Below are 19299 nucleotides of genomic sequence, written 5' to 3'. Positions count from 1 at the left end.
ACAATATGAAATATAAATTCTTATTTATAACAGCAAGTATACTTACGGTTTCGTTGAGTAGCTGTACAAAATGGCTTGATGTGCAACCCAAAACAAATATTTCGGAAAGAGTTTTATTCGAAGATGAACAAGGTTTCAAAGATGCTCTGAATGGAATATATGTGAAGATGGCTTCTACTTCATTGTATGCTCGAGAAATGACAATGGCAACTATGGACGTACTTGCACAACAATACGATGTCAGTGGAAATACACATGCCTATTACGAATTCGGAAAATACAATTATGCAAATGCAGGAGTACAAGCTAGATTAGATCAAATTTGGAATAACGCTTATAGTACCATTGCTAATATTAATAATCTGTTGGCAAATATTGAAAGTAAGAAAAGTGTTTTTTCTGAAGGATATTATGAGCTGATAAAAGGAGAGGCATTAGGTCTTCGTGCATTTTTGCATTTTGATTTATTTAGAGCTTATGGGCCTACGCCAACAGTAGGTATGCAAGAAAAAAGTATTCCTTATATAGATGTATTTGAGATGAAGGTTAAGCCAAATCTTATTACGTCAGATTATGTGCAGCGATGTTTACAAGATTTGGATGAAGCAATCGCTTTGTTATCAATACATAAAAATGTAAACTACGGTGTAGCAGATCCATTTAAGTCGCATACTAGAAATCACATGAATTATTGGGCTGCGAATGCATTAAAAGCACGTATTGCATTATATGTGGGGGATAAAGCTACAGCATTACAAAGTGCGCGTGTGGTTATTGATAATACTACATTGTTTCCATTTATTCAACGAAGCAATTTAGCAGGAACTGCGCCTAATCGTACATTTTTGTCAGAGCAATTGTTTGGTATTTATGTGCCGACATTGAAGAATATTAATGACGGACTGTTTCGTGAGTCATCAGGTTCAAGTGTATTGACGAATAAAGAAGCGTTTATTACCACCTTATTCGAAGGTTCTAGTACGGACTTTAGACAAGTGTTTTTGTGGAAGACAGATGGTACGACCAGTCAGCGTTATCCCATTAAATATTTGACTGATGATATCCAAACAGATGTGCTAAACACGAAAAGAGTGCCTTTGATAAGACTTTCAGAAGTATATTATATAGCTGCAGAAGCTAGTAATGATTTGACACAAAAGGTTAATTATTTGAATGTAGTAAGAGCAAATAGAGGGATTGGATCACTTACTTCTAGTTTGACTGAAAGTCAGGTTACTTTAGAAATTTTTAAAGAATACCAAAAGGAGTTTTATCAAGAGGGACAATTATTTTTCTATTACAAGCGAAATAATACGCTTCGAATTTCAGGATATGGTCAAGATATGACAACTAAAGAGTATGTGTTGCCTAGACCAAATGATGAGATTGAATTTAATAACCAATAAATAACGTAAACGGTGAGAAAATATATAATAATATTATTTGCAGCAGCCATGGGCTTAATGCAGATAGGTTGTAAGAAAGATAAAATGCTTTCTTATGATTTTGGATCAGGTATCGCTATTTATAAGAAAGCTATTGCTGCTGGGCAAGATAGTATGACTGTTAGCTTTGCGGTGAAAAATGAAGATGTGCTTTCGGATACGATAGAATTGCCCATTCGAATTGTAGGTCACAAGGTGAATTTTGAGCGAGAGGTGAGTATTGGTGTCGTGGAGGACGAAACGACAGCTATTTCATCGCACTATGAGCTATTACCAACAACTATTCCTGCGGATAGTTATGAAGGTACGTTGCGCGTTAAAGTGAATAAAACTGAAAGTTTAAACACAAAAGAAGCAAGAATTAAGTTGACTCTTAAAGATTCTGAGTATTTCAAAGTAGGTCCCAAGGAACAATCATCGTACCTAATCAAACTAAATAATTATCTGACAAGGCCAGCTTCATGGAATGACATAAGATTTGGAGAATATAGTCAAGAAAAATATAAGTTGATTATTCGAGAGACAGGATATAGTGATTTTACTTCTTTACACCCAGAAGTCCTGATTTTTATTGTTGCTAAATGTCGTAATTATCTAACTCTATATTTACAGACTCATGGCGAAGAAATGAAAGCTGAAAATGGATTGCCAGTTCGATTCCCTTAACCTTAAATATTAATAAAATGAAAATTATTATAAACGTATGGAGTAAAATTGGAATTTTACTTTTTATAATCTTACAGATATCTTGTTATAAGGATAAAGGTAGTTATGATATTAGTGAAATTAATAAGGTGTCAGTTTTAAAGAATGGAAGTGATACTATTAAGATCAATCAATTCGACACCCTTAAAGTACAGACTTTAGTAGAGCAATCTCTAGAGCCAAATTCAGAGAACTTAGCTTACAAGTGGTCTGTATACCTATCCAATCCACCTATAACAGGATTGATTGATGAAGTGCTTTCCGAAAGTAAAGATTTAAATGTACAATTTTGGCTTCGCCCTGACTCGTATACTTTACTCTATACTGTAACCGATCAAAAAACAGGAGTTTCGACTTTTAAAAAATATTTATTGCAAGTAGGTAGCAAGTTGAGTGAAGGGTGGTTGTTGATTAGTGAAAACGCATCAGGTGAAAGTGATATTGATTTATTACATCCAGATGGATATAGTATCAAAAATTTGTTGAGTACAGCAAATCCTAATCTGACAATTCCTCGAAAATTGCATACGGCACGCGTATTAACAACTATGTTTGGTGGATCTCAAGATATATTTTTGCTTGGTGAATCAGAATCTGTACGTGTAAAATATACAGATTTTACTAAAATAAATATGGGAAGTGATTGGTTTGTGGAGAAGCCTAGAGAAATTAAACCTGAAGAATTTAATTATAACATGCTTGGAGCTAATACATTCTATATTGATAATGGTAAAATCTATTCTAATCAAATAGATTTCAGATTTGGTGTTCCTGTTTCTGGTGAGTATAAGTTGTCAAAGTATTTTATATCTGCTCAAAGTAGTGATGCAGGAATATTTTATGATGAAATGGCGAAGAAGTTTGTTAACTATGGTAATAAGCAATTTAGACAATTTTCAGTAGTTGCTAACGCACCTTTTGAGATGGGGAATGTGGGCTTGGATGTAATGTTTGGGGGTGTTGCTCCATTGAGTCAGTATAGCTTCTTGATGAAAGATGAACAGCAAGTACCTTATGTTTTGAGAATTCACAGTGCTGGTTTAGCGGTAAGTAAACATAAAGTAGATAATGCATCTAAATTATTTCAAGCATCAGCGGCGGCATTTTCTGGGCTATATTTTCATATCTACTATGGTGTTGGGAATGAATTATACTTATTAGATGTGGCAAACAATACGTCTAAACTTGTTTATACTTTTCCGACTAATATCAATGTTACTTCGATGCGTATGAAGCAAACGAGAAGTAGTTTTGTAGGTTTTCCTGACAATAACCGTACTCTAGCCGTAGGTACCTATGATGGGCAAGAGGGAAGAGTATATGTTTTTTCTATCAATAATATTGGAGAGTTTGTCGAAAGCACATATACTCGATTGTATGAAGGATTGAATAAGCCAATTTCGTTAGAGTATAAAAACAAAAAATAATGCGTTATTTAATAATATTGGGTTTCATTATAGGCCATTTTATTGCCTTTGGTCAAGAGCGAAGTATATCTCCTTTTGTAGGTATTCCTGATTTTGCAAAGCAGATTAGAAATGCTGAAAATGAAAAGGATTTGATGGGTTTGTATTCAAAATTTGAACTTGACTACCCACAAGAGAAGTTTGCGCAAGTACATTTTCTATTGGATCAAGTACATATCGCAACAGCTCAAAGGCTGATAGAGTGGAATAATGAAAACGCCTTATCCTATATTATTAAAATTAAAAATGCAAATGATCGTGTAAAAATGTTTGAGGCTCTGCCAGCTAAATGCTGGCAGTTGGCTTCAACAGATTCATTGGTTCTGGCTTATAATATAAATGCCAACCAAACGTCTACTAGTTTTGAAGATCATCACTTCGTTTATGCGGAGTTGTTGATGCATACTGGAAAACACAAAGAATCTCTTGAATTTTTAGAGAAATTTTCAGATATCGATCAGCTTATCGCCAAACACCCTTATTTGTTTATTAATCTTTATCAGAAAAATAATAAGCTAGAGAAGGGGATTTCAGTTTTGGCTGCTTTGGTTAAACAAGGAAGGGGCAATGAAAATTCTAAAAAAATGCTCAAAGAATTGTGGATTGAGAAGTATAATAATGAAGAAGGATTTGAGGCTTATTATGCTGAACAATTGAAGGTTCTTACTAAGGATATGGAGGCGGATCTTTTGTCTAAAATTGTTTCTTATGATGCTCCAGATTTTGAACTAAGAAATCTCAATGGTGAAAAAGTGAGGTTAAGTGATTTGAAAGGAAAAGTCATCTTTCTTGATTTTTGGGCTACATGGTGCGGTCCTTGTATTGCATCATTTCCTACGATGCAACGGATAATACAACAATATAAAGACAATAAAGATGTGGTGTTTTTATTTGTGAATACAATGGAAAGAAATCTCAGTGAAAGTGAGCGAGTGAAAAAGGTAAAACAACTTTTAGATGAAAAGGGATTCGATTTTCAGGTGGTTCTGGATGTGAAAAATGAGACAAATTATGAGCTTGGCAGTAAGTATAAACTCAATTCTATTCCGGCACAATTTATAATTGACAAAAATGGACAAGTTCGATTTTCATTAAATGGCTTTAATGGCAATAGGGAAAATATGTTCCATGAGCTCAATATTCTTATAAAACATGTTTTGAGTCTATAAAATGACTTTTACTAGATATAAAAGAATAGAATAATAAATAAAAACTTGTTTTTGTGTTTGATAAAATTCATCGAACTGGATATATAATTTTCGACTGTTCGCTTAGATAGATTCAGTTCTTCTGCTATCTCTGTGTTACTTTTATGTTCGAAACGACTCATATAAAAAACTTTTTTACACTGTGGAGCAAGTTCATCTATTAGTGCTTCAATCTGTAGCATTAGCTCTTTTGCTTCAAGATATTTATGCGGCGTTAATTCATTGATTTCTGTCAAGAAATTGCCAAGATGCATAATGTATTTGTCTCTTACACGCTCTGATCTGTAGTGATTGAAGATTTTATATTTTGCTATTTGAAGAATAAATCCATAAGCCGAAGTTTGAACTTCTAGTCTTTTTTCCCAAAATTCAATAAACACATCTTGTAATAAATCTTCTGCTATTTTCTTGTCGCCTACCTTGGAGAAGATATAGTTAAACATAGGTCTAGCATATTTCTCATACAACTGCTCAAATACTTTTGGAGAGTTAGTTGATAAATCTAACTTTTCTTCTAGGCTTAAATCTTCAATGTCCATATTTAATTCAAAATATTTACACTTTTTTATGTGCGTTTTTCGATGGTTCGGTTACTAAGGTATTAAAGAATATTCTGAACTACCAATAAAATATGAAAAGAGACTACTTTGATAGCCTAATTGAAAGATATAAAAATGACCAATTATCTCCTGATGAATTGAAATTGATGGAAGAATGGTTGACTAGTGTTGATTATTCTTTGGAAGATGGGCTGTGGGATAACGATGATGAAGCTAGGTTAAAATTAAATGTTGAACGAGAATTGTTCCCAACTCGAACAATTCGACATTCGTATTATTATAAAATAGCTGCATCAGCCGCTGTTCTATTATTGTCTGTCTTGACTGGATATTATTGGTATCACGAGAATAATAGTATTCCATCTCAAAATCATCAGATAGTTGAAATACAAGAGTTAACGCCCGAGATAGCCAAAGGGGTGTTAGTTGATGAAGCAGGAGAAGATATTCAATTGAACGCTTTAAAACACGACAGTGTGTATCAGCTTGGTGAGTTGTCTATAAGAAGAATTTCAGAAAACGAAATATTTATTCTAGCGAATGATTCTAGCGCGGTGAAAATGAAGCAAATTTTCGCCCCTAAAGGAGGAGGCTTCACCGTAAGATTTGAAGACAATTCTAGAGCTACTTTGAATGCTAATTCTAGTATTATTTTTCCATCTAGATTTTCAAATGACAAGCGTGTAGTTGAGGTCAATGGCGAAATATTCTTTGATGTCGAAAAGGATCCAAACAAACGTCCTTTTGTAGTGAAAGCCGGTGCAGCTTCTGTAAATGTACTTGGTACTAAGTTTAATATAAAACATAAAAAAGGACATTCTTTTAAGGCTTCTTTATTTGAGGGGCTTATTCAAGTGGATCATGCAAATTTTTCTGAAAAATTAGTTCCTGGTAAAGAATTGAGTGTGGATGATAAAGGAAATTATATGATCCGAGATTTCAAGACTTCGGCTGTGATCGCATGGAAGGAAGGTAAATTTTATTTAGACAACAAAAGTATTAAAGATATAATGGAGGAAGTTCAGGATTGGTACAATGTAGAGGTAATATATGAAAATGTAAATCTTGATGTTAAGTATCAGGGAAGTATATCAAAATTCAGTGATGTACAAACCGTATTGGATATTCTTTCATTAGCCGAGGGGAACACTTTTGAAATACAAGAAAGGAGGGTAATAGTTAGATAAGAAATTTACTTAAGCCTATAACGAAAACATATTTATTTATATACCTAACCAAATTAGTTAAATAATGAAGTACAAATTGGGGATTTGTTTTGCATTGATAGCGTGTAATTCATGGGCTATGCCAATGCAAAGAATCCATATAGAAAAGAATAGATTAACTATTCAAGAATGTCTTGATGAAATAAAAAAACAGACTAATTATTCAATCGTTCATCTTGATAATATCTTTGATAAAAATAAAATCATTGATCAAAGTTTAAAAAACACATCTCTGCAAGAGGCATTAGAAAAGGTGTTTGTTCCGAATGGAATAAAATATACTATTAGAAATAAAACTATTGTCTTGTCAAGACCTCCTATATCCGAAGAGCAAGAGGAAAAAACGATTCAAGTAAAAGTTGTTACAGAATCAGGAGAGCCAATATCAGGAGTTACTGTTTTCTTAAGTAACACTGGAAAGGCGATTGGACAGACAACTAATGCAGGTCTGTTTATTGGTAAAGTTCCAGCTTCTACTAAGACGCTTTTTTTTAAGCATATTTCGTACTTGGATAAGGATTTAGCACTTACAGATAGCAAAATAATGCAAGTAACTCTAGCTGAAAAGGGGACAGCTATTGAAGAAACTGTCATTACAGGTATCTATAATAGGACAAGAGAGAGTTTTACGGGTTCTTCGGCTACATATACTGCAAAAGAGCTTAAGATGGTTAGTAACCAAAATGTATTACAAGCACTGAAAACTTTAGATCCAGCATTTGCATTAGCAGATAATATAGAATTCGGCTCGGATCCTAATACATTACCAGATGTAAATATAAGGGGTAAAACTTCTGTCATTGGTTTAAGTCAAGAATTCGAGAATGATCCTAACCAACCTTTATTTATTCTAGATGGTTATGAAACTTCATTGCAAGTGATCAACGACTTGAATATGGATCGTGTGGAGTCTATTACAGTATTGAAAGATGCTGCAGCGACGGCTATTTATGGTTCGAAATCCGCAAATGGTGTTGTCGTAGTAGAAACGAAGCGTCCAGAAGCAGGAAGTTTTAAACTTAGTTATAACGTGAATACGTCAGTGAATTTTGCTGATTTGTCAGATTTTAATCTTATGAACTCTGAGGAGAAATTGAGGTTTGAACGTCTTTCAGGGTACTATGGCCAAGTAGATGCTAATGGTGAAATACTTTTAGAGTCTGATAACAGAGATAAATATTATTTACGATTGGCAGAGGCTCGTAGGGGAGTAGATACTTATTGGATGAATGAGCCACTACGTATTGCTATGTCACAGAGTCATAATATATATGCGGATGGGGGCGATCAAAAAATGCGTTATGGAATCGGATTGACATACGGGAAAACTCCTGGAGTCATGAAAGGATCAGAACGTGATGCTATCAATGGTAATTTAAGATTGATCTATAGAACAGGTAATTTTTCTTTCTCTAATAATTTGACTGTGGATAATGTGACAGCAAATAGAGAGCCAGTGAATTTTTCTAGTTACTCTTCTGCCAATCCATATTTCAGAAAGTATGATGAGTATGGAGATGTTTTACGTGTTTTAGAAAGTTTTGTAGAAGGTCGATGGGACAATTCAAATTTTAATAGAACTGTCAATGTATACAATCCTATGTATGACGCGAATGTCAATTATTTAGATAAGAGCCCTAGTTTCAATTTTGGTAATAACCTAGATTTAGATTGGCGTGTCTATTCTTCTTTCCGTTTAAGAGGAAGACTTGGATTAAATAAAACAAGTAATAAATCTGAAAGATTCATTAGTCCAAGACATAGTCAATACGAAAATACACCTGTTGTAGAAAAGGGATCATATAATTCATCCTTAGTAGACGGAATGCGATATAATGGGGATGTGACAGCTACATTTGGAAAACTGTTTAAACAAAAGCATCTTGTGAATTTAGTCGCAGGAATACGTTTGGATCATTCTAATCAGATTACAAATGGGTTCAGTGTTCAAGGATTTATGGAAGACATTTATCCTAATCCTGCATTTTCTAATGGCTATGGAAATAATACAAAGCCACGATATACTGAGAACGAAAGAAGATCTGCAAGTTATTATTTTAACTCAGGATATGTGTTTAATAATAGGTATTTATTAGATGCGAGTTTCAGATCCGATGGGTCATCATTATTTGGGGTGGAAAATCAATTCACTTCTACATGGTCAACAGGACTTGGATGGAATGTTCATAATGAAAAATTCATGAAGAATTTACCATTTATCTCTTACTTAAAGGTTCGCGCTTCAATGGGTAATCCTGGTAACCAAAATTTCGATGCTCGTATGACTATGAATATTTATTCGTATAATCTGGATAATCCTAACCCTTTTGGATTGAGTGCTTTGATTAGTACTTGGGGGAATCAAAATCTAGATTGGCAAAAAACAGTTGATAAGAATATCGGTGTTGATGTCGAAGTTTTAAATAGGAGGTTACGTGTTAACTTCGATTATTTTGATAAGCTGACAGATCCTTTGTTAGTTCAAGTTGATGTGCCAACTTCAACAGGAACTTCTACAGTACCAATGAATATGGGTACACAGACTACACGAGGCATTACTATATCATCAAATTTTCAAATCATCAAATCTCAAGAAGTAATGTGGTCTGTAAATGCTAACGCGCGTAATACGCAAATGCGATTTGCAAACTTTGGGAATTCATTAGATAGGTTTAATACCGAAAGTAGATCCCGTTCGTTACAACGTTTTTATGACGGAGGAAGTCCTTCGGATATGTGGGCAGTGAGATCTGCAGGTATTGATCCTGCTACAGGTCGAGAGGTGTTTATAAAAAAAGATGGTACACAAACATTTGTACATGATTACAAGGATGAAGTAATAGTAGGTAATACCACACCAGACGTTGAGGGGGTAATCGGTACCTCATTATTCTACAAAGGATTTAGTTTATCTATGAATTTTAGGTATAGAATAGGTGGTCAAATTTTACAGAGTGCTCTGTACAATAAAGTAGAAAATATATCTATCTATTCTTTGAAATCCAATCAGGATAGGAGAGCACTTTATGACCGATGGCAGAAACCTGGAGATATAGCTAAATATAGAGGTATATCATTAACTGATCAAACTCCGATTTCGAGCCGATTTGTAGCAAATGAAAATACATTTAGTGCAGAATCAATTTCTGCTGGTTATGATTTTCGTAGCCCAAGATTGAGTAAAATGGGCATTTCGGGATTAAATGTTAGAGGTTATATGAATCAAATCTTTAGAATCTCTTCTGTAAAAGAAGAACGTGGTATTAATTTCCCATTTGCAAGATCTGTTTCATTCTCTTTAGGTGCTAGATTTTAAAATGTTTGTTATGAAGAAAATAATTGAAAAATATAAAATAATTATTCTATTAATCGTCGTTTCATGCACCGCATGTAATAAGTGGGTAGATATTCCGCCTAAAGACAGATTGACTCAAAATGTTTTGTTCGCTACAAAAGAAGGCTATTTGAAAGCATTGAACGGTATTTATTCGGAGTTGGCAACATCATCATTGTATGGTAGAGAGCTTAGCATGGGGACGTTGGATGTGATGGCGCAATATTATAATATGGGTGATGATCAGCACAATATGCTTCCGTATTCCAGTTTTGACTATAGCAGTGATAATTTTAAAACACGATTAAATACCATTTGGTCTAGTTTCTATAAAATGATAGCAAACGCGAACGCTATTTTGGATAGAACAGTTGATCACAAAGGCGTGTTGGTAGGAGAGTATTATGGTATGGTAAGAGGGGAGTCTTTGGCTATTCGTGCTATGTTACATTTTGATTTGTTGCGTATGTATGGTCCGATTTATAGTTTAAATAAAGATTTGCCAAGTATTCCATACATCGCTAGTTCAGATCGATCTGTTCAACCTTTATTGAGCTCGGAAAAAATTATAGAATTAATCGTAAAGGATTTAGTAGAAGCTGAAGGACTTTTGCGAGAGGCTGATCCAGTAACCAAAGAGGGACCAAGAAATTTTTCAGGATTTGATCACAATGATTTTCATTATCGTCAATACCGCTTGAATTATTTTGCAGTGAAAGCATTGTTAGCTAGAGCTCATCTGTGGGCTGGTAATAAAGTTAAAGCATTAGAAAGTGCGAAGGCGGTAATTGATGAAGGTCAAAGACCTGGGGTTGAATTTTTTCCTTTCGTTACTCTTGAAGAATTCAGGCCGTCTTCTACAAATTTTGTTTCTGATAGAGTTTTCTCTAAAGAAGTATTGTTTTCTTGTTATAGCGAAGGAAGAGTTAATACGTTCAATTCATCTTTTAGTGCATCATTGGGAGTGAATAGTATTTTAACATTCCCAGGTAGTATTTCAGAAGGACGCTCTTTTGATTTATACGATAATCAGAATGACTATAGAAGAGGCTGGTGGTCGTCAGCAACAGTTAATCAAAGTGAAGTCCTTTTCTTCAATAAATACGAAGATTTGTTTGATCAAAATGGTAATTCGAATGCATTTCGTTATATGATTCCTTTGATTCGAATTAGTGAGATGTATCTCATCGCTGCTGAATGTAATGAGAGCGTTAGTCAGGCTTCTTCATATTTAAACAAATTGAGACTGCATAGAGGTATTCATGAGATAGAATATCAAAATGAGGATGATATAAGACGATCAGTTGAGTCTGAGTATATAAAAGAGTTTATGGGAGAAGGACAATTATTTTACTTTTTCAAAAGAAACGCCTATACAGAACTTCCAGACTCTAAAAGAGGAGGAACAATTCCAATGGCTCTAAATAATTATATTTTCCCATTGCCAGAAAGTGAAACTAGTCAAAGAAATTAATTACTAAAATGATGAAAATGAAAAGTTTATTACAACTAACTAGTTGTTTAGTAATATTAATGTTTTTTACAAGATGTAAACATGAACCGATGCTTTATGAAGGGGAAGAAGGACTTTATTTTGCAGTTCAATTTGGTCCAGAATGGGGTGATGAAAAAGTTTGGGCTAATCAACCTGTCAGTCCAGTTGAATTTATCAACATAGCTGGAAATGTTGACACCATAAAATTGAAAGTAATGATAACAGGTGCTCTAAAAGACTATGATCGCCCATTTGTAGTAAATGTAGTATCAGATTCTACTTCGGCAATACAGGATGAAAATTATAACATCCTAAGTGATGAGTTAGTTATCAAAGCAAATCAAAATCATGGTTTTGTTCCCATTATTCTTTACCGAACTGAGAATATTCAGAAAGAAAAGAAGGAATTGATGTTGCAAATCATTCCCAATGATCATTTTACAATTGGATTGCCTATTTGGAAAAGATTATCAGGTCAATGGGAAAGTACAGTAGCGAAAGGTGATTTCAAAGCGGATTTCCATAAAGTGCAAATAAGTGATTTTGTTTCTAAACCGTTAAGATGGATTGGTCAGGCACCAGCTACAACAGGAATCGAAGGAGGATGGTGGGGAGAGTTTAGTGAGAAAAAATATAGATTAATTTGTGAACATTTTGATCTTGTCTACGAGGATTTTACTACCGACGCACGAATGCCAAATGCAAAGCGAGATGTGATTAGGGAATACATGGTTAGATTCTTACAGAGCTTATATAACCAAGGCACACCAATATTGGAGGAAGATGGCAGGTTAATGTGGTTCTCAGGTGTATCATGGTCATCAAAAATTGGCGTTCCTTACAGATAGTAATTAATTATTAAGTACAATGAGAAATATTAAATATACATTCTTTTTCCTCTTGTCCATTTTGACATTAAGCTCTTGCTTTAAGGATAAAGGTAATTATGATTATAGTGAGATAAATGAAATAGCAATTGATAGCTTGGGAGGTCCATACAATTTGTTTTATAAAGTTGACACGTTGAAAATCAAGCCTCAACTTACATTTACAATGGATGACAATGACGCAAGTAGATATGCTTACGAATGGCGTATCGGTCAGGCTGACCAAGGTAATAAACGTCCGTTAGTGAGTACAGAGCGTAATTTGGAGCTGCCTATTGATTTGGTGCCAGCTGTTTACAGTGTCTATTATACGGTACATGATAAGTTGACGGATATAAAATGGAGTAATTTTACAACCCTTACTGTTTCAACGCCTAATACAAGAGGTTTTTTTGTGTCTGGTGAAGATGAAGATGGGTTTGCGGAAGTTGATATGGTTGCTTTTTTATTGACAGACACTATCGTGATGAAAAATTTGTTAAAAGATAATGGAATGCCTCGATACAAAAATCCAGTAAGAGCTTTACATACAGGGACAACTTCGGATTCCAAACGTGCAAAAATGTGGATAATGACTGGAGAAGGTTCTTACTATGTAAATACAAAAACCTTCGAAGCTAACCCCGCGAATAGATTTAAAAATCTACTGTACACATCTTTTGAATTGCCACTTGATATATATCCAGTTGATTTGGCACCAAGGGTATTCGCTGCTGGCGGTAATCAGACTTTTGCCACAAGACTTGTATTGACTAATACAGGCGATATTTTCTGGGCGAATATGTTTAATGGAGATTTTTATGCGAATCCCATCAATAGGATTGGGTCATTGTCGACAGATTTGATAAAAGTTGCACCATATTTTATGTATTCGCCAAAGGCGTTTAGCTTATCTCGTTATGTCGTGTATGATAAGGTTGGCAAAAGGTTTTTAGTAGCTACACCGTCAGCTACATCTCTTACGACTCTTACTGATTCAGGAGGTCCTTTCCCTTGGGTACAAGGGACAACAGGACGAGATTTTGTATATGGCGAGAATACAAATAATATAGAGTTGTCAGGAGCGTGGGGTAATTCATATGCCCTAATGAAGGACTTAGATAATCAGTATCATATTTATATGTTCTATGTTGGTGATTCTTTTTCAGCTTCTAAAAGAGCATATTATAAAGTACAATCTTCTGCTGTGGATTTTGATAAAGCCTCTTATTATGCATTTGCATCAAATAGACCTTTATTATTTTATTCAGTAGGGAGTAAATTATATGCTTACGATTTTAATCCTGGTTTGGAAAAAAATTATCTAGTCAAGGATTTTGGAGAAGAGATTACAATGATTAGTACAAATATTCAGGAGGGGATTGGTAATCATTTGTATGTTGCAACATATTCTAATGCGAAAAAGGGTACTATCAAGAAATACCTAATTGGTTCTGATCGTAATACTTTAGATATGAATGAAATATCTGACGTAAATTGGACAGGCTTAGTGAAAGTGAAAAGTATAGATTATAAAAACAGTACACATTAATACATAAACTATGAGATTCCTAATATTAACAATTATAGTGCTACTAAGTTATACGAATGTTGTGTTAGCACAAGGAGGCGTCCAGTTTAGGACGGACTTGAATTATGAACAGGCTTTAGCTTTAGCTAAAAAGGAAAAGAAAAAAGTATTCATTGATTTTTATACCACTTGGTGTGTGCCTTGTAAGACTATGGATAAGGAGGTCTTTACTGATGCAGCAGTAGCTAAGTATATGAATGCAACTTTTGTTAATTTGAAAGTTGATGCCGAAAAAGGTGATGGGATCGCTCTCGCCAGAAAATTTAAAGTGAGCGCATATCCAACGTTCGTAGTTTCCAACGATAAGGATGAAGAGGTTATTAAATTTGCTGGTGCCATGAAAGCTCCATTATTTATAGAAAAGATTGAAAAAGGTATTGATCCTCAGTATCGTGCAGAAGCACTTGCTGAGCGGTATGCTAATGGCGATCGTACACCAAAATTCATTCATGATTATGCATTTTCGGTCTTGACATCGGGTGACGAAGACAAGGGTATGAAAATCATTAACGATTATTTTAACTCTTTGTCGGCAGAGCAAAAATCAGCAGCAGAAAATCTATTTTTATTTGAACGATATGCGACTAATTTCCGTGATTTAAAGACACAATATCTATTAAATAACAGAAACTCTTTTTTGAAAACAATGGGGGCTGATAAGTATAACACGATCACACGTAGGTTTTTGAGGTTAGAACTTCTTACTTACGCCAATGGTTTCCACTTTAAAAAAGGAACGTATGTTGCTGAGGATTATCAAAACCTGTTGAAGGTAATTCAAAAAATAAATTTACCAGATAGTTTGAGTTTAAACCACTTGATAAATATTGCTGAAGTACAGGCTACACGTGATTTGAAGAATATTCTTGATGTAATAGAGTTAGAATTTCCAAAGCTTGCTAAAAATGATAGATTTTTGCTGATTATGATGTTCACGGACTTCAAAGAGAATAGAGAATTGGCAAACAGAGCTCTAGCATTGATTGAGAAATCTATCCATGAGGTATCTCCAAATCTTCACGCTGCGGTTGGACGAGTACAAAATGAATTAACACCAAAAGGTGAAATAATTAATTTCTTGAGTGTATCTTATCAAGAAGCAATTGACTTGGCGGCTAAACAGAATAAATTAGTGTTTTTGGATTGTTATACTGTATGGTGTGGTCCTTGTAAGTGGTTAGATGAGAATACATTTACTGATCCTACATTGAAAGCTTATTTTGATAAACATTTTGTCAATATTAAAATTGATATGGAAAAGGGTGAAGGTATAGAGTTAGCAAAGAAATTACAAGTACGTGCATATCCATCTATGTTTTTTATTGATGGAAAGGGTAATATAATTCACAAACTAACAGGTGCATTAGATGCAACTAAGATGATGCAAGAGGTTGCATCTTTTACAAAAAAATAGAATAGTATTTAAGTTTTTATAGCGGGTTAATGTCAAATTAACCCGCTTTTTTGTTAGGATGAAATTCTATACAAGGAGCTCGGATTCTATTCCTAAATTTGGAATATGAATCTGCCGTAATCGGTATGTGCTTTGCTTCCTATAAGTTTTTTCATGTTTTCATTATCTGGCCAAGTAGATAAAAAGGCCCCAAGATTTAAATATCAAATTTCTTCTTATCTCTGATAGAAAAGACAGCCATGGATCTGTTAGCTAAAGTAAAAAGGTTAGTTAGGAGGTGAAAATGTTCGGGAGATTAATCCTAATATAATATTTCAGAGGAGTATTAAATTTTGGTTCAACTAGTCGGAGGCTGTGACATGATTAATCTAACCTCTATCCTAATAGCGTAGTTGAATATTTTGTTAGAATAATGTATGTCTTACGTCTTTAAAAATATCTTATACCACAAAATACTCCTGTTTATCAACTAAATAAATTCCTCCCTTTATTGCAAAAGAATTTTATTAATAATTATTGCAGGTCGTCAATAATTATTGATTAAGAAATGATGCGCTACTACATAGTCTTTTATTCAGCCCTTTAATTTTTGATAATATAAACTCTTAAAAAAAATTATATTAATTTTCCTGTAGATATATATTTTTAGATACGAGTCATTTAGCTGTAGGTAATTATTATATAGTATTAAGGGTGAATTCATTTAAACGTGTTCCATTTGGTGAGCCTGATGCAAATGAGTCCCCAATTCGTTATCCTAATGTCCTTAAAGAATATTCAATAGATATCATAAATAGTTTAGAGATAGATAGAGCTATATTATCTGGTGCGCTATTGCCAATTGGTAAATTTAGACATGATGAGAATGAAAGCTTTATATTAGAGGATTATGTTATTCCTTGTATGTATCTCAATTCTCAGCCGTCACTTGTTCAGATGCATAATTCGTTGTATACTATGCTCAATAGTTTTCAAACTGCGGCCTATACTATAATGGAGAAAACAGCGAATAAACCTAAAATAACTGAATTGGGGCTGAATATCCGCCAAGTTACCGAGCGTGTATTGGAGTATTTAGCAACCACATTTTTTGATTATAGATCAATATTACCTTATCAGTCACCTATATATCTACTTAGATACTTTTCGAATTTTGCTCATGTATTTTTCATTGCAGTACGTCTAGTCGTGCCAGGAGAGCGTGAAGAAATGTTAAAATATTTCTATGAATGGAAAGATGTTACGCCCAGTAATTTTGAGGAAAGATTGGCTAATGTTATAGAGCAAAGGTATAATCATTTAGAAATTAAGGAATATTTTGCTACGGTCATTGAATTTATAAATGTAATGGTTTCCTTATGGTCTAAGCTAGCTACTTTAGAATATATTGGTCAACGACGAGAAAATATTGTTGTCGCAGAGCAAAAAGTAATTCAGGAGGTGCAGACGAAACGTACTTGGTCATTGCTAGATTAAAATTTTATGCATTTTATATATAATTTGTTATTTTACAGCATTGTTATAATATAATGAAGAATGTATTGATAATTAGTAGCGATCTTTATAAGCAAAAATCTACTGATTTTTTGATAAAAGGCTATATTGATGGTTTATTAGAAGTTGGTGTTCCTTATAGAATACTTTACATTGCAGATTTATTTTTCAACCCTAATAGGCGCTTACCTTCTAAAGAAATAAAACCCTTAGAATCGGACTTGTTACGTTCCTTAAAACTAATTCACTGGTCTACCCATATTGTTGTATTTTGCCCTGTGTATACATCTTTTATCCCATCTAAAATTAGGACATTTTTCGATATACTTTTTAATTCCAACCAATTGCAGTTTGATCCAAATCGTATTGATACAAATTACTTTGGCAAATCAGCTCGAATTGTAAATATTTTGGATAAGGAGCTGCTTGATGTTTATAATACAACTAAGAGTACAAATTTTATGTCTATTCGTCGAGAAACCTTTGAAAGATGTTCTGTTCGCCCTGTACGTACATCTACTGTGGGAAGGTTGTATGAATTGCATAACCCCTATAGTCAAAAGTGGTATCATAAGATGAAACAATTTGGTATTAAAACAATGTGATTTTATTTTTAGCGAAAATTATTTTCTTTAAAGTTTTTATTAAGCTATCTTAGATTATACTTGGCAGTACGTGTTGTCAGTGTAATTTATTTTTAACTTAAAATTTTAACGTTTATGGCTTTCAAAGCAAGATTGCAGTTTTCAGGGAACGAGTATGACGTTCTCACTGCGGATTATTCATTCACACGCGACGTTGATTCCAAAGGACGTCCATCTTCATCAGTATATGGTGGTGTTATCAATGTAGAGGTAGAGTCTACCGAAGATTCTTCTGTGATAGAAGCAATGGTTAATAACCAGTATAAACCAATTTCTGTTACCTTGTTGATCAAGAAACCAGACGAAGATTCCAAGATGAAAGAAATCAAATTCGAAGATGGTTATATTATTCGATATGAAGAGGGTATCAATATTGTAGGTAGTCATGCGATGACTTACAAGTTTACGATTTCAGCTCGTGCGATCACAATCGGTGAGGCTACAAGTGAGCAAGACTGGCCAAAGGCATAGTTTTGTTTTTCATTAGTTCATTAGATTATTATATCACCACTTAAAGAATTTAGATTATGTCATTCAAAACAAGATTACATTTAGGCGGCAAGGAATACGATGTTATTCAATGCAGATATTCATTACATAGAGATGTTGATTCGAAAGGTCGTCCATCCTCATCGGTATATGGTGGTACAATTTCTATCGAGATCGAATCTACAGAAGATACTTCTGTAATTGAATCTATGGTTAACAACCAGTACAAAGCATTCGCAGGTAAGATTACCTTCAAGAAAGGTGACGAAGATGCTACGATGAAGGAGTTACAATTTGAGGATTCTTACATTATTCAATACAACGAAGGTATTGCTATTGATAATGAGAAGCCAATGACCTTAAGTATCGTCTTATCTTCACGTGTGCTGTCGGTTCAGAATGCAACTTTAGAAAACGATTGGCCAAAGGCATAGTCCTGCCACTTAGTTTTTTTTAGATGAAAAAGTAAAAGGGAGTGGTCTTTCACAACGCATGGACACTCCCTTTTTTATACATTGTAGATTTATTATTTGCGTAACACTAAGCGTTTACATTTTCTACAATCATTATATCAAATTATAGACTTATAAACAATATTATATGTATTTTGATAAGCCTCAACTTATTATCGATATGCATATCGATGGTAAAGATATCTCTCATTTTTTGTCTTTTGATTTACATCAAAGATTTAATTCCCACCATGAATTTGAGTTGCGTATCGAGCATGGAAAATTGGGTATACCCGGATTAATTAATCTGAGTGATAGCCGAGAATATATAGGAAAAACACTAGCTATTTCATTTGGGTATGATAAAGTGAAAAGTCAGAATTTTTCAGGTATAATAACCGATGTTTCCCTAACACAGAGTCATGGATATCAGGGAGTAATTTTGATCAAAGGGTACAGTCCTAGGATTTTATTAGAGCGAGGATCAGATTTAGGTTCTTACCATCAAATGAACCTGCAGGATATTGTAAAACATGCTACAGGAGATGTGCTGAGAAAAGATCTAACTGTCTCCATTAATCCCAAGCGGCAACACCTAATCGATTATTTGATCCAATATAGGGAGAGTGACTTTGAGTTTTTGAACAGACTATCGGCAGAATATTATGAGTGGTTTTATTACGATGGTGAAAAGTTAAATTTTGGTAAACCAGATCATTTACCCGAGTCTAAAGTCACATATGGAAGAGAGGTAAGTCAATTGGATTATGGTGTTCACCTTCGCCCCGTCAAACACCGTGGTTCTCGTATTTACCTCAGCATGATGATTTGATTGAATCGAGTGGCGATGGTAAAAAGTTATTTCATCCTGATGCTTCATTTGCTAAAGAAAGGTCTTTGGAGACGTATA

At 34.0% G+C, this 19299-nt stretch carries 16 protein-coding genes; 15 read left to right on the top strand and 1 reads right to left on the bottom strand.

Going from position 1 to position 19299, the window contains the following annotated elements; translation table 11 throughout:
- Window positions 1-5: 5 nt before the first annotated feature.
- From IPZ78_RS13950 to IPZ78_RS13935, 4 genes are read left to right on the top strand one after another with little or no spacing between them, the layout of a single operon-like run.
- On the top strand, window positions 6-1406 hold the full coding sequence (locus tag IPZ78_RS13950; RefSeq protein WP_225554607.1) for a RagB/SusD family nutrient uptake outer membrane protein: 1401 nt from the start codon (window positions 6-8) through the stop codon (window positions 1404-1406).
- Window positions 1407-1418: 12 nt separating this feature from the next.
- Window positions 1419-2111 carry a DUF4843 domain-containing protein gene (locus IPZ78_RS13945; RefSeq protein ID WP_225554606.1) on the top strand — a complete coding sequence of 231 codons (693 nt, stop codon included), beginning with the start codon at window positions 1419-1421 and terminating at the stop codon, window positions 2109-2111.
- A 17-nt stretch (window positions 2112-2128) separates the two neighbouring features.
- Window positions 2129-3577, top strand: coding sequence for a PKD-like family lipoprotein (locus tag IPZ78_RS13940; RefSeq protein ID WP_225554605.1), 1449 nt, complete (start codon window positions 2129-2131; stop codon window positions 3575-3577).
- Window positions 3577-4785, top strand: coding sequence for a TlpA family protein disulfide reductase (locus IPZ78_RS13935; protein ID WP_225554604.1), 1209 nt, complete (start codon window positions 3577-3579; stop codon window positions 4783-4785). Before IPZ78_RS13940 ends, IPZ78_RS13935 begins: the two co-directional genes overlap by 1 nt.
- Before the next feature lie 11 nt (window positions 4786-4796).
- On the opposite strand, the gene IPZ78_RS13930 is transcribed toward IPZ78_RS13935, so the two are convergent.
- Complete coding sequence (locus IPZ78_RS13930; protein ID WP_225554603.1) at window positions 4797-5363, bottom strand: RNA polymerase sigma-70 factor; 567 nt, start codon at window positions 5361-5363, stop codon at window positions 4797-4799.
- 92 nt (window positions 5364-5455) lie between these two features.
- Between IPZ78_RS13930 and IPZ78_RS13925 the strand changes: the two genes are divergently transcribed.
- From IPZ78_RS13925 to IPZ78_RS13875, 11 genes are all read left to right on the top strand, one after another.
- Window positions 5456-6571 (top strand): FecR family protein, encoded by a 1116-nt coding sequence (locus IPZ78_RS13925; RefSeq protein WP_225554602.1) that lies wholly within the window; start codon window positions 5456-5458, stop codon window positions 6569-6571.
- A gap of 64 nt (window positions 6572-6635) precedes the next feature.
- The gene (locus IPZ78_RS13920) at window positions 6636-9926 is read left to right on the top strand and encodes a SusC/RagA family TonB-linked outer membrane protein (RefSeq protein ID WP_225554601.1); all 3291 of its coding nucleotides are present in this window, start codon (window positions 6636-6638) and stop codon (window positions 9924-9926) included.
- A 10-nt stretch (window positions 9927-9936) separates the two neighbouring features.
- On the top strand, window positions 9937-11418 hold the full coding sequence (locus IPZ78_RS13915) for a RagB/SusD family nutrient uptake outer membrane protein (RefSeq protein ID WP_225554600.1): 1482 nt from the start codon (window positions 9937-9939) through the stop codon (window positions 11416-11418).
- Window positions 11419-11435: 17 nt separating this feature from the next.
- Complete coding sequence (locus IPZ78_RS13910) at window positions 11436-12287, top strand: DUF4843 domain-containing protein (RefSeq protein WP_225554599.1); 852 nt, start codon at window positions 11436-11438, stop codon at window positions 12285-12287.
- 19 nt (window positions 12288-12306) lie between these two features.
- The gene (locus IPZ78_RS13905; RefSeq protein WP_225554598.1) at window positions 12307-13857 is read left to right on the top strand and encodes a PKD-like family lipoprotein; all 1551 of its coding nucleotides are present in this window, start codon (window positions 12307-12309) and stop codon (window positions 13855-13857) included.
- A 10-nt stretch (window positions 13858-13867) separates the two neighbouring features.
- Complete coding sequence (locus IPZ78_RS13900; protein WP_225554597.1) at window positions 13868-15310, top strand: thioredoxin family protein; 1443 nt, start codon at window positions 13868-13870, stop codon at window positions 15308-15310.
- A gap of 693 nt (window positions 15311-16003) precedes the next feature.
- The gene (locus tag IPZ78_RS13895; RefSeq protein WP_225554596.1) at window positions 16004-16786 is read left to right on the top strand and encodes a hypothetical protein; all 783 of its coding nucleotides are present in this window, start codon (window positions 16004-16006) and stop codon (window positions 16784-16786) included.
- Window positions 16787-16839: 53 nt separating this feature from the next.
- Entirely contained in the window at window positions 16840-17409 is a 570-nt protein-coding gene (locus IPZ78_RS13890) for an NAD(P)H-dependent oxidoreductase (RefSeq protein WP_225554595.1), read from the top strand.
- A 114-nt stretch (window positions 17410-17523) separates the two neighbouring features.
- The gene (gene tssD / locus IPZ78_RS13885; protein ID WP_225554594.1) at window positions 17524-17919 is read left to right on the top strand and encodes a type VI secretion system tube protein TssD; all 396 of its coding nucleotides are present in this window, start codon (window positions 17524-17526) and stop codon (window positions 17917-17919) included.
- 56 nt (window positions 17920-17975) lie between these two features.
- Window positions 17976-18371 carry a type VI secretion system tube protein TssD gene (tssD, locus tag IPZ78_RS13880; protein ID WP_225554593.1) on the top strand — a complete coding sequence of 132 codons (396 nt, stop codon included), beginning with the start codon at window positions 17976-17978 and terminating at the stop codon, window positions 18369-18371.
- Window positions 18372-18537: 166 nt separating this feature from the next.
- Window positions 18538-19221 (top strand): contractile injection system protein, VgrG/Pvc8 family, encoded by a 684-nt coding sequence (locus IPZ78_RS13875; RefSeq protein WP_225554592.1) that lies wholly within the window; start codon window positions 18538-18540, stop codon window positions 19219-19221.
- Window positions 19222-19299 lie beyond the last annotated feature (78 nt).

This window comes from Sphingobacterium bovistauri, assembly GCF_020295405.1.
GTDB classification, from domain to species: Bacteria; Bacteroidota; Bacteroidia; order Sphingobacteriales; family Sphingobacteriaceae; genus Sphingobacterium; species Sphingobacterium bovistauri.
The sequence above is the reverse complement of the archived record's forward strand: the minus strand, read 5'-3'. Positions and strand labels throughout refer to the sequence as shown.

Bases quoted from the DNA above. Each gene is read 5' to 3' on its own strand.
- IPZ78_RS13950 (WP_225554607.1), top strand. From the start codon at position 6: ATGAAATATAAATTCTTATTTATAACAGCAAGTATACTTACGGTTTCG.
- IPZ78_RS13940 (WP_225554605.1), top strand. From the start codon at position 2,129: ATGAAAATTATTATAAACGTATGGAGTAAAATTGGAATTTTACTTTTT.
- IPZ78_RS13935 (WP_225554604.1), top strand. From the start codon at position 3,577: ATGCGTTATTTAATAATATTGGGTTTCATTATAGGCCATTTTATTGCC.
- IPZ78_RS13930 (WP_225554603.1), bottom strand. From the start codon at position 5,363: ATGGACATTGAAGATTTAAGCCTAGAAGAAAAGTTAGATTTATCAACT.
- IPZ78_RS13925 (WP_225554602.1), top strand. From the start codon at position 5,456: ATGAAAAGAGACTACTTTGATAGCCTAATTGAAAGATATAAAAATGAC.
- IPZ78_RS13920 (WP_225554601.1), top strand. From the start codon at position 6,636: ATGAAGTACAAATTGGGGATTTGTTTTGCATTGATAGCGTGTAATTCA.
- IPZ78_RS13915 (WP_225554600.1), top strand. From the start codon at position 9,937: ATGAAGAAAATAATTGAAAAATATAAAATAATTATTCTATTAATCGTC.
- IPZ78_RS13910 (WP_225554599.1), top strand. From the start codon at position 11,436: ATGAAAAGTTTATTACAACTAACTAGTTGTTTAGTAATATTAATGTTT.
- IPZ78_RS13905 (WP_225554598.1), top strand. From the start codon at position 12,307: ATGAGAAATATTAAATATACATTCTTTTTCCTCTTGTCCATTTTGACA.
- IPZ78_RS13900 (WP_225554597.1), top strand. From the start codon at position 13,868: ATGAGATTCCTAATATTAACAATTATAGTGCTACTAAGTTATACGAAT.
- IPZ78_RS13890 (WP_225554595.1), top strand. From the start codon at position 16,840: ATGAAGAATGTATTGATAATTAGTAGCGATCTTTATAAGCAAAAATCT.
- tssD (WP_225554594.1), top strand. From the start codon at position 17,524: ATGGCTTTCAAAGCAAGATTGCAGTTTTCAGGGAACGAGTATGACGTT.
- tssD (WP_225554593.1), top strand. From the start codon at position 17,976: ATGTCATTCAAAACAAGATTACATTTAGGCGGCAAGGAATACGATGTT.
- IPZ78_RS13875 (WP_225554592.1), top strand. From the start codon at position 18,538: ATGTATTTTGATAAGCCTCAACTTATTATCGATATGCATATCGATGGT.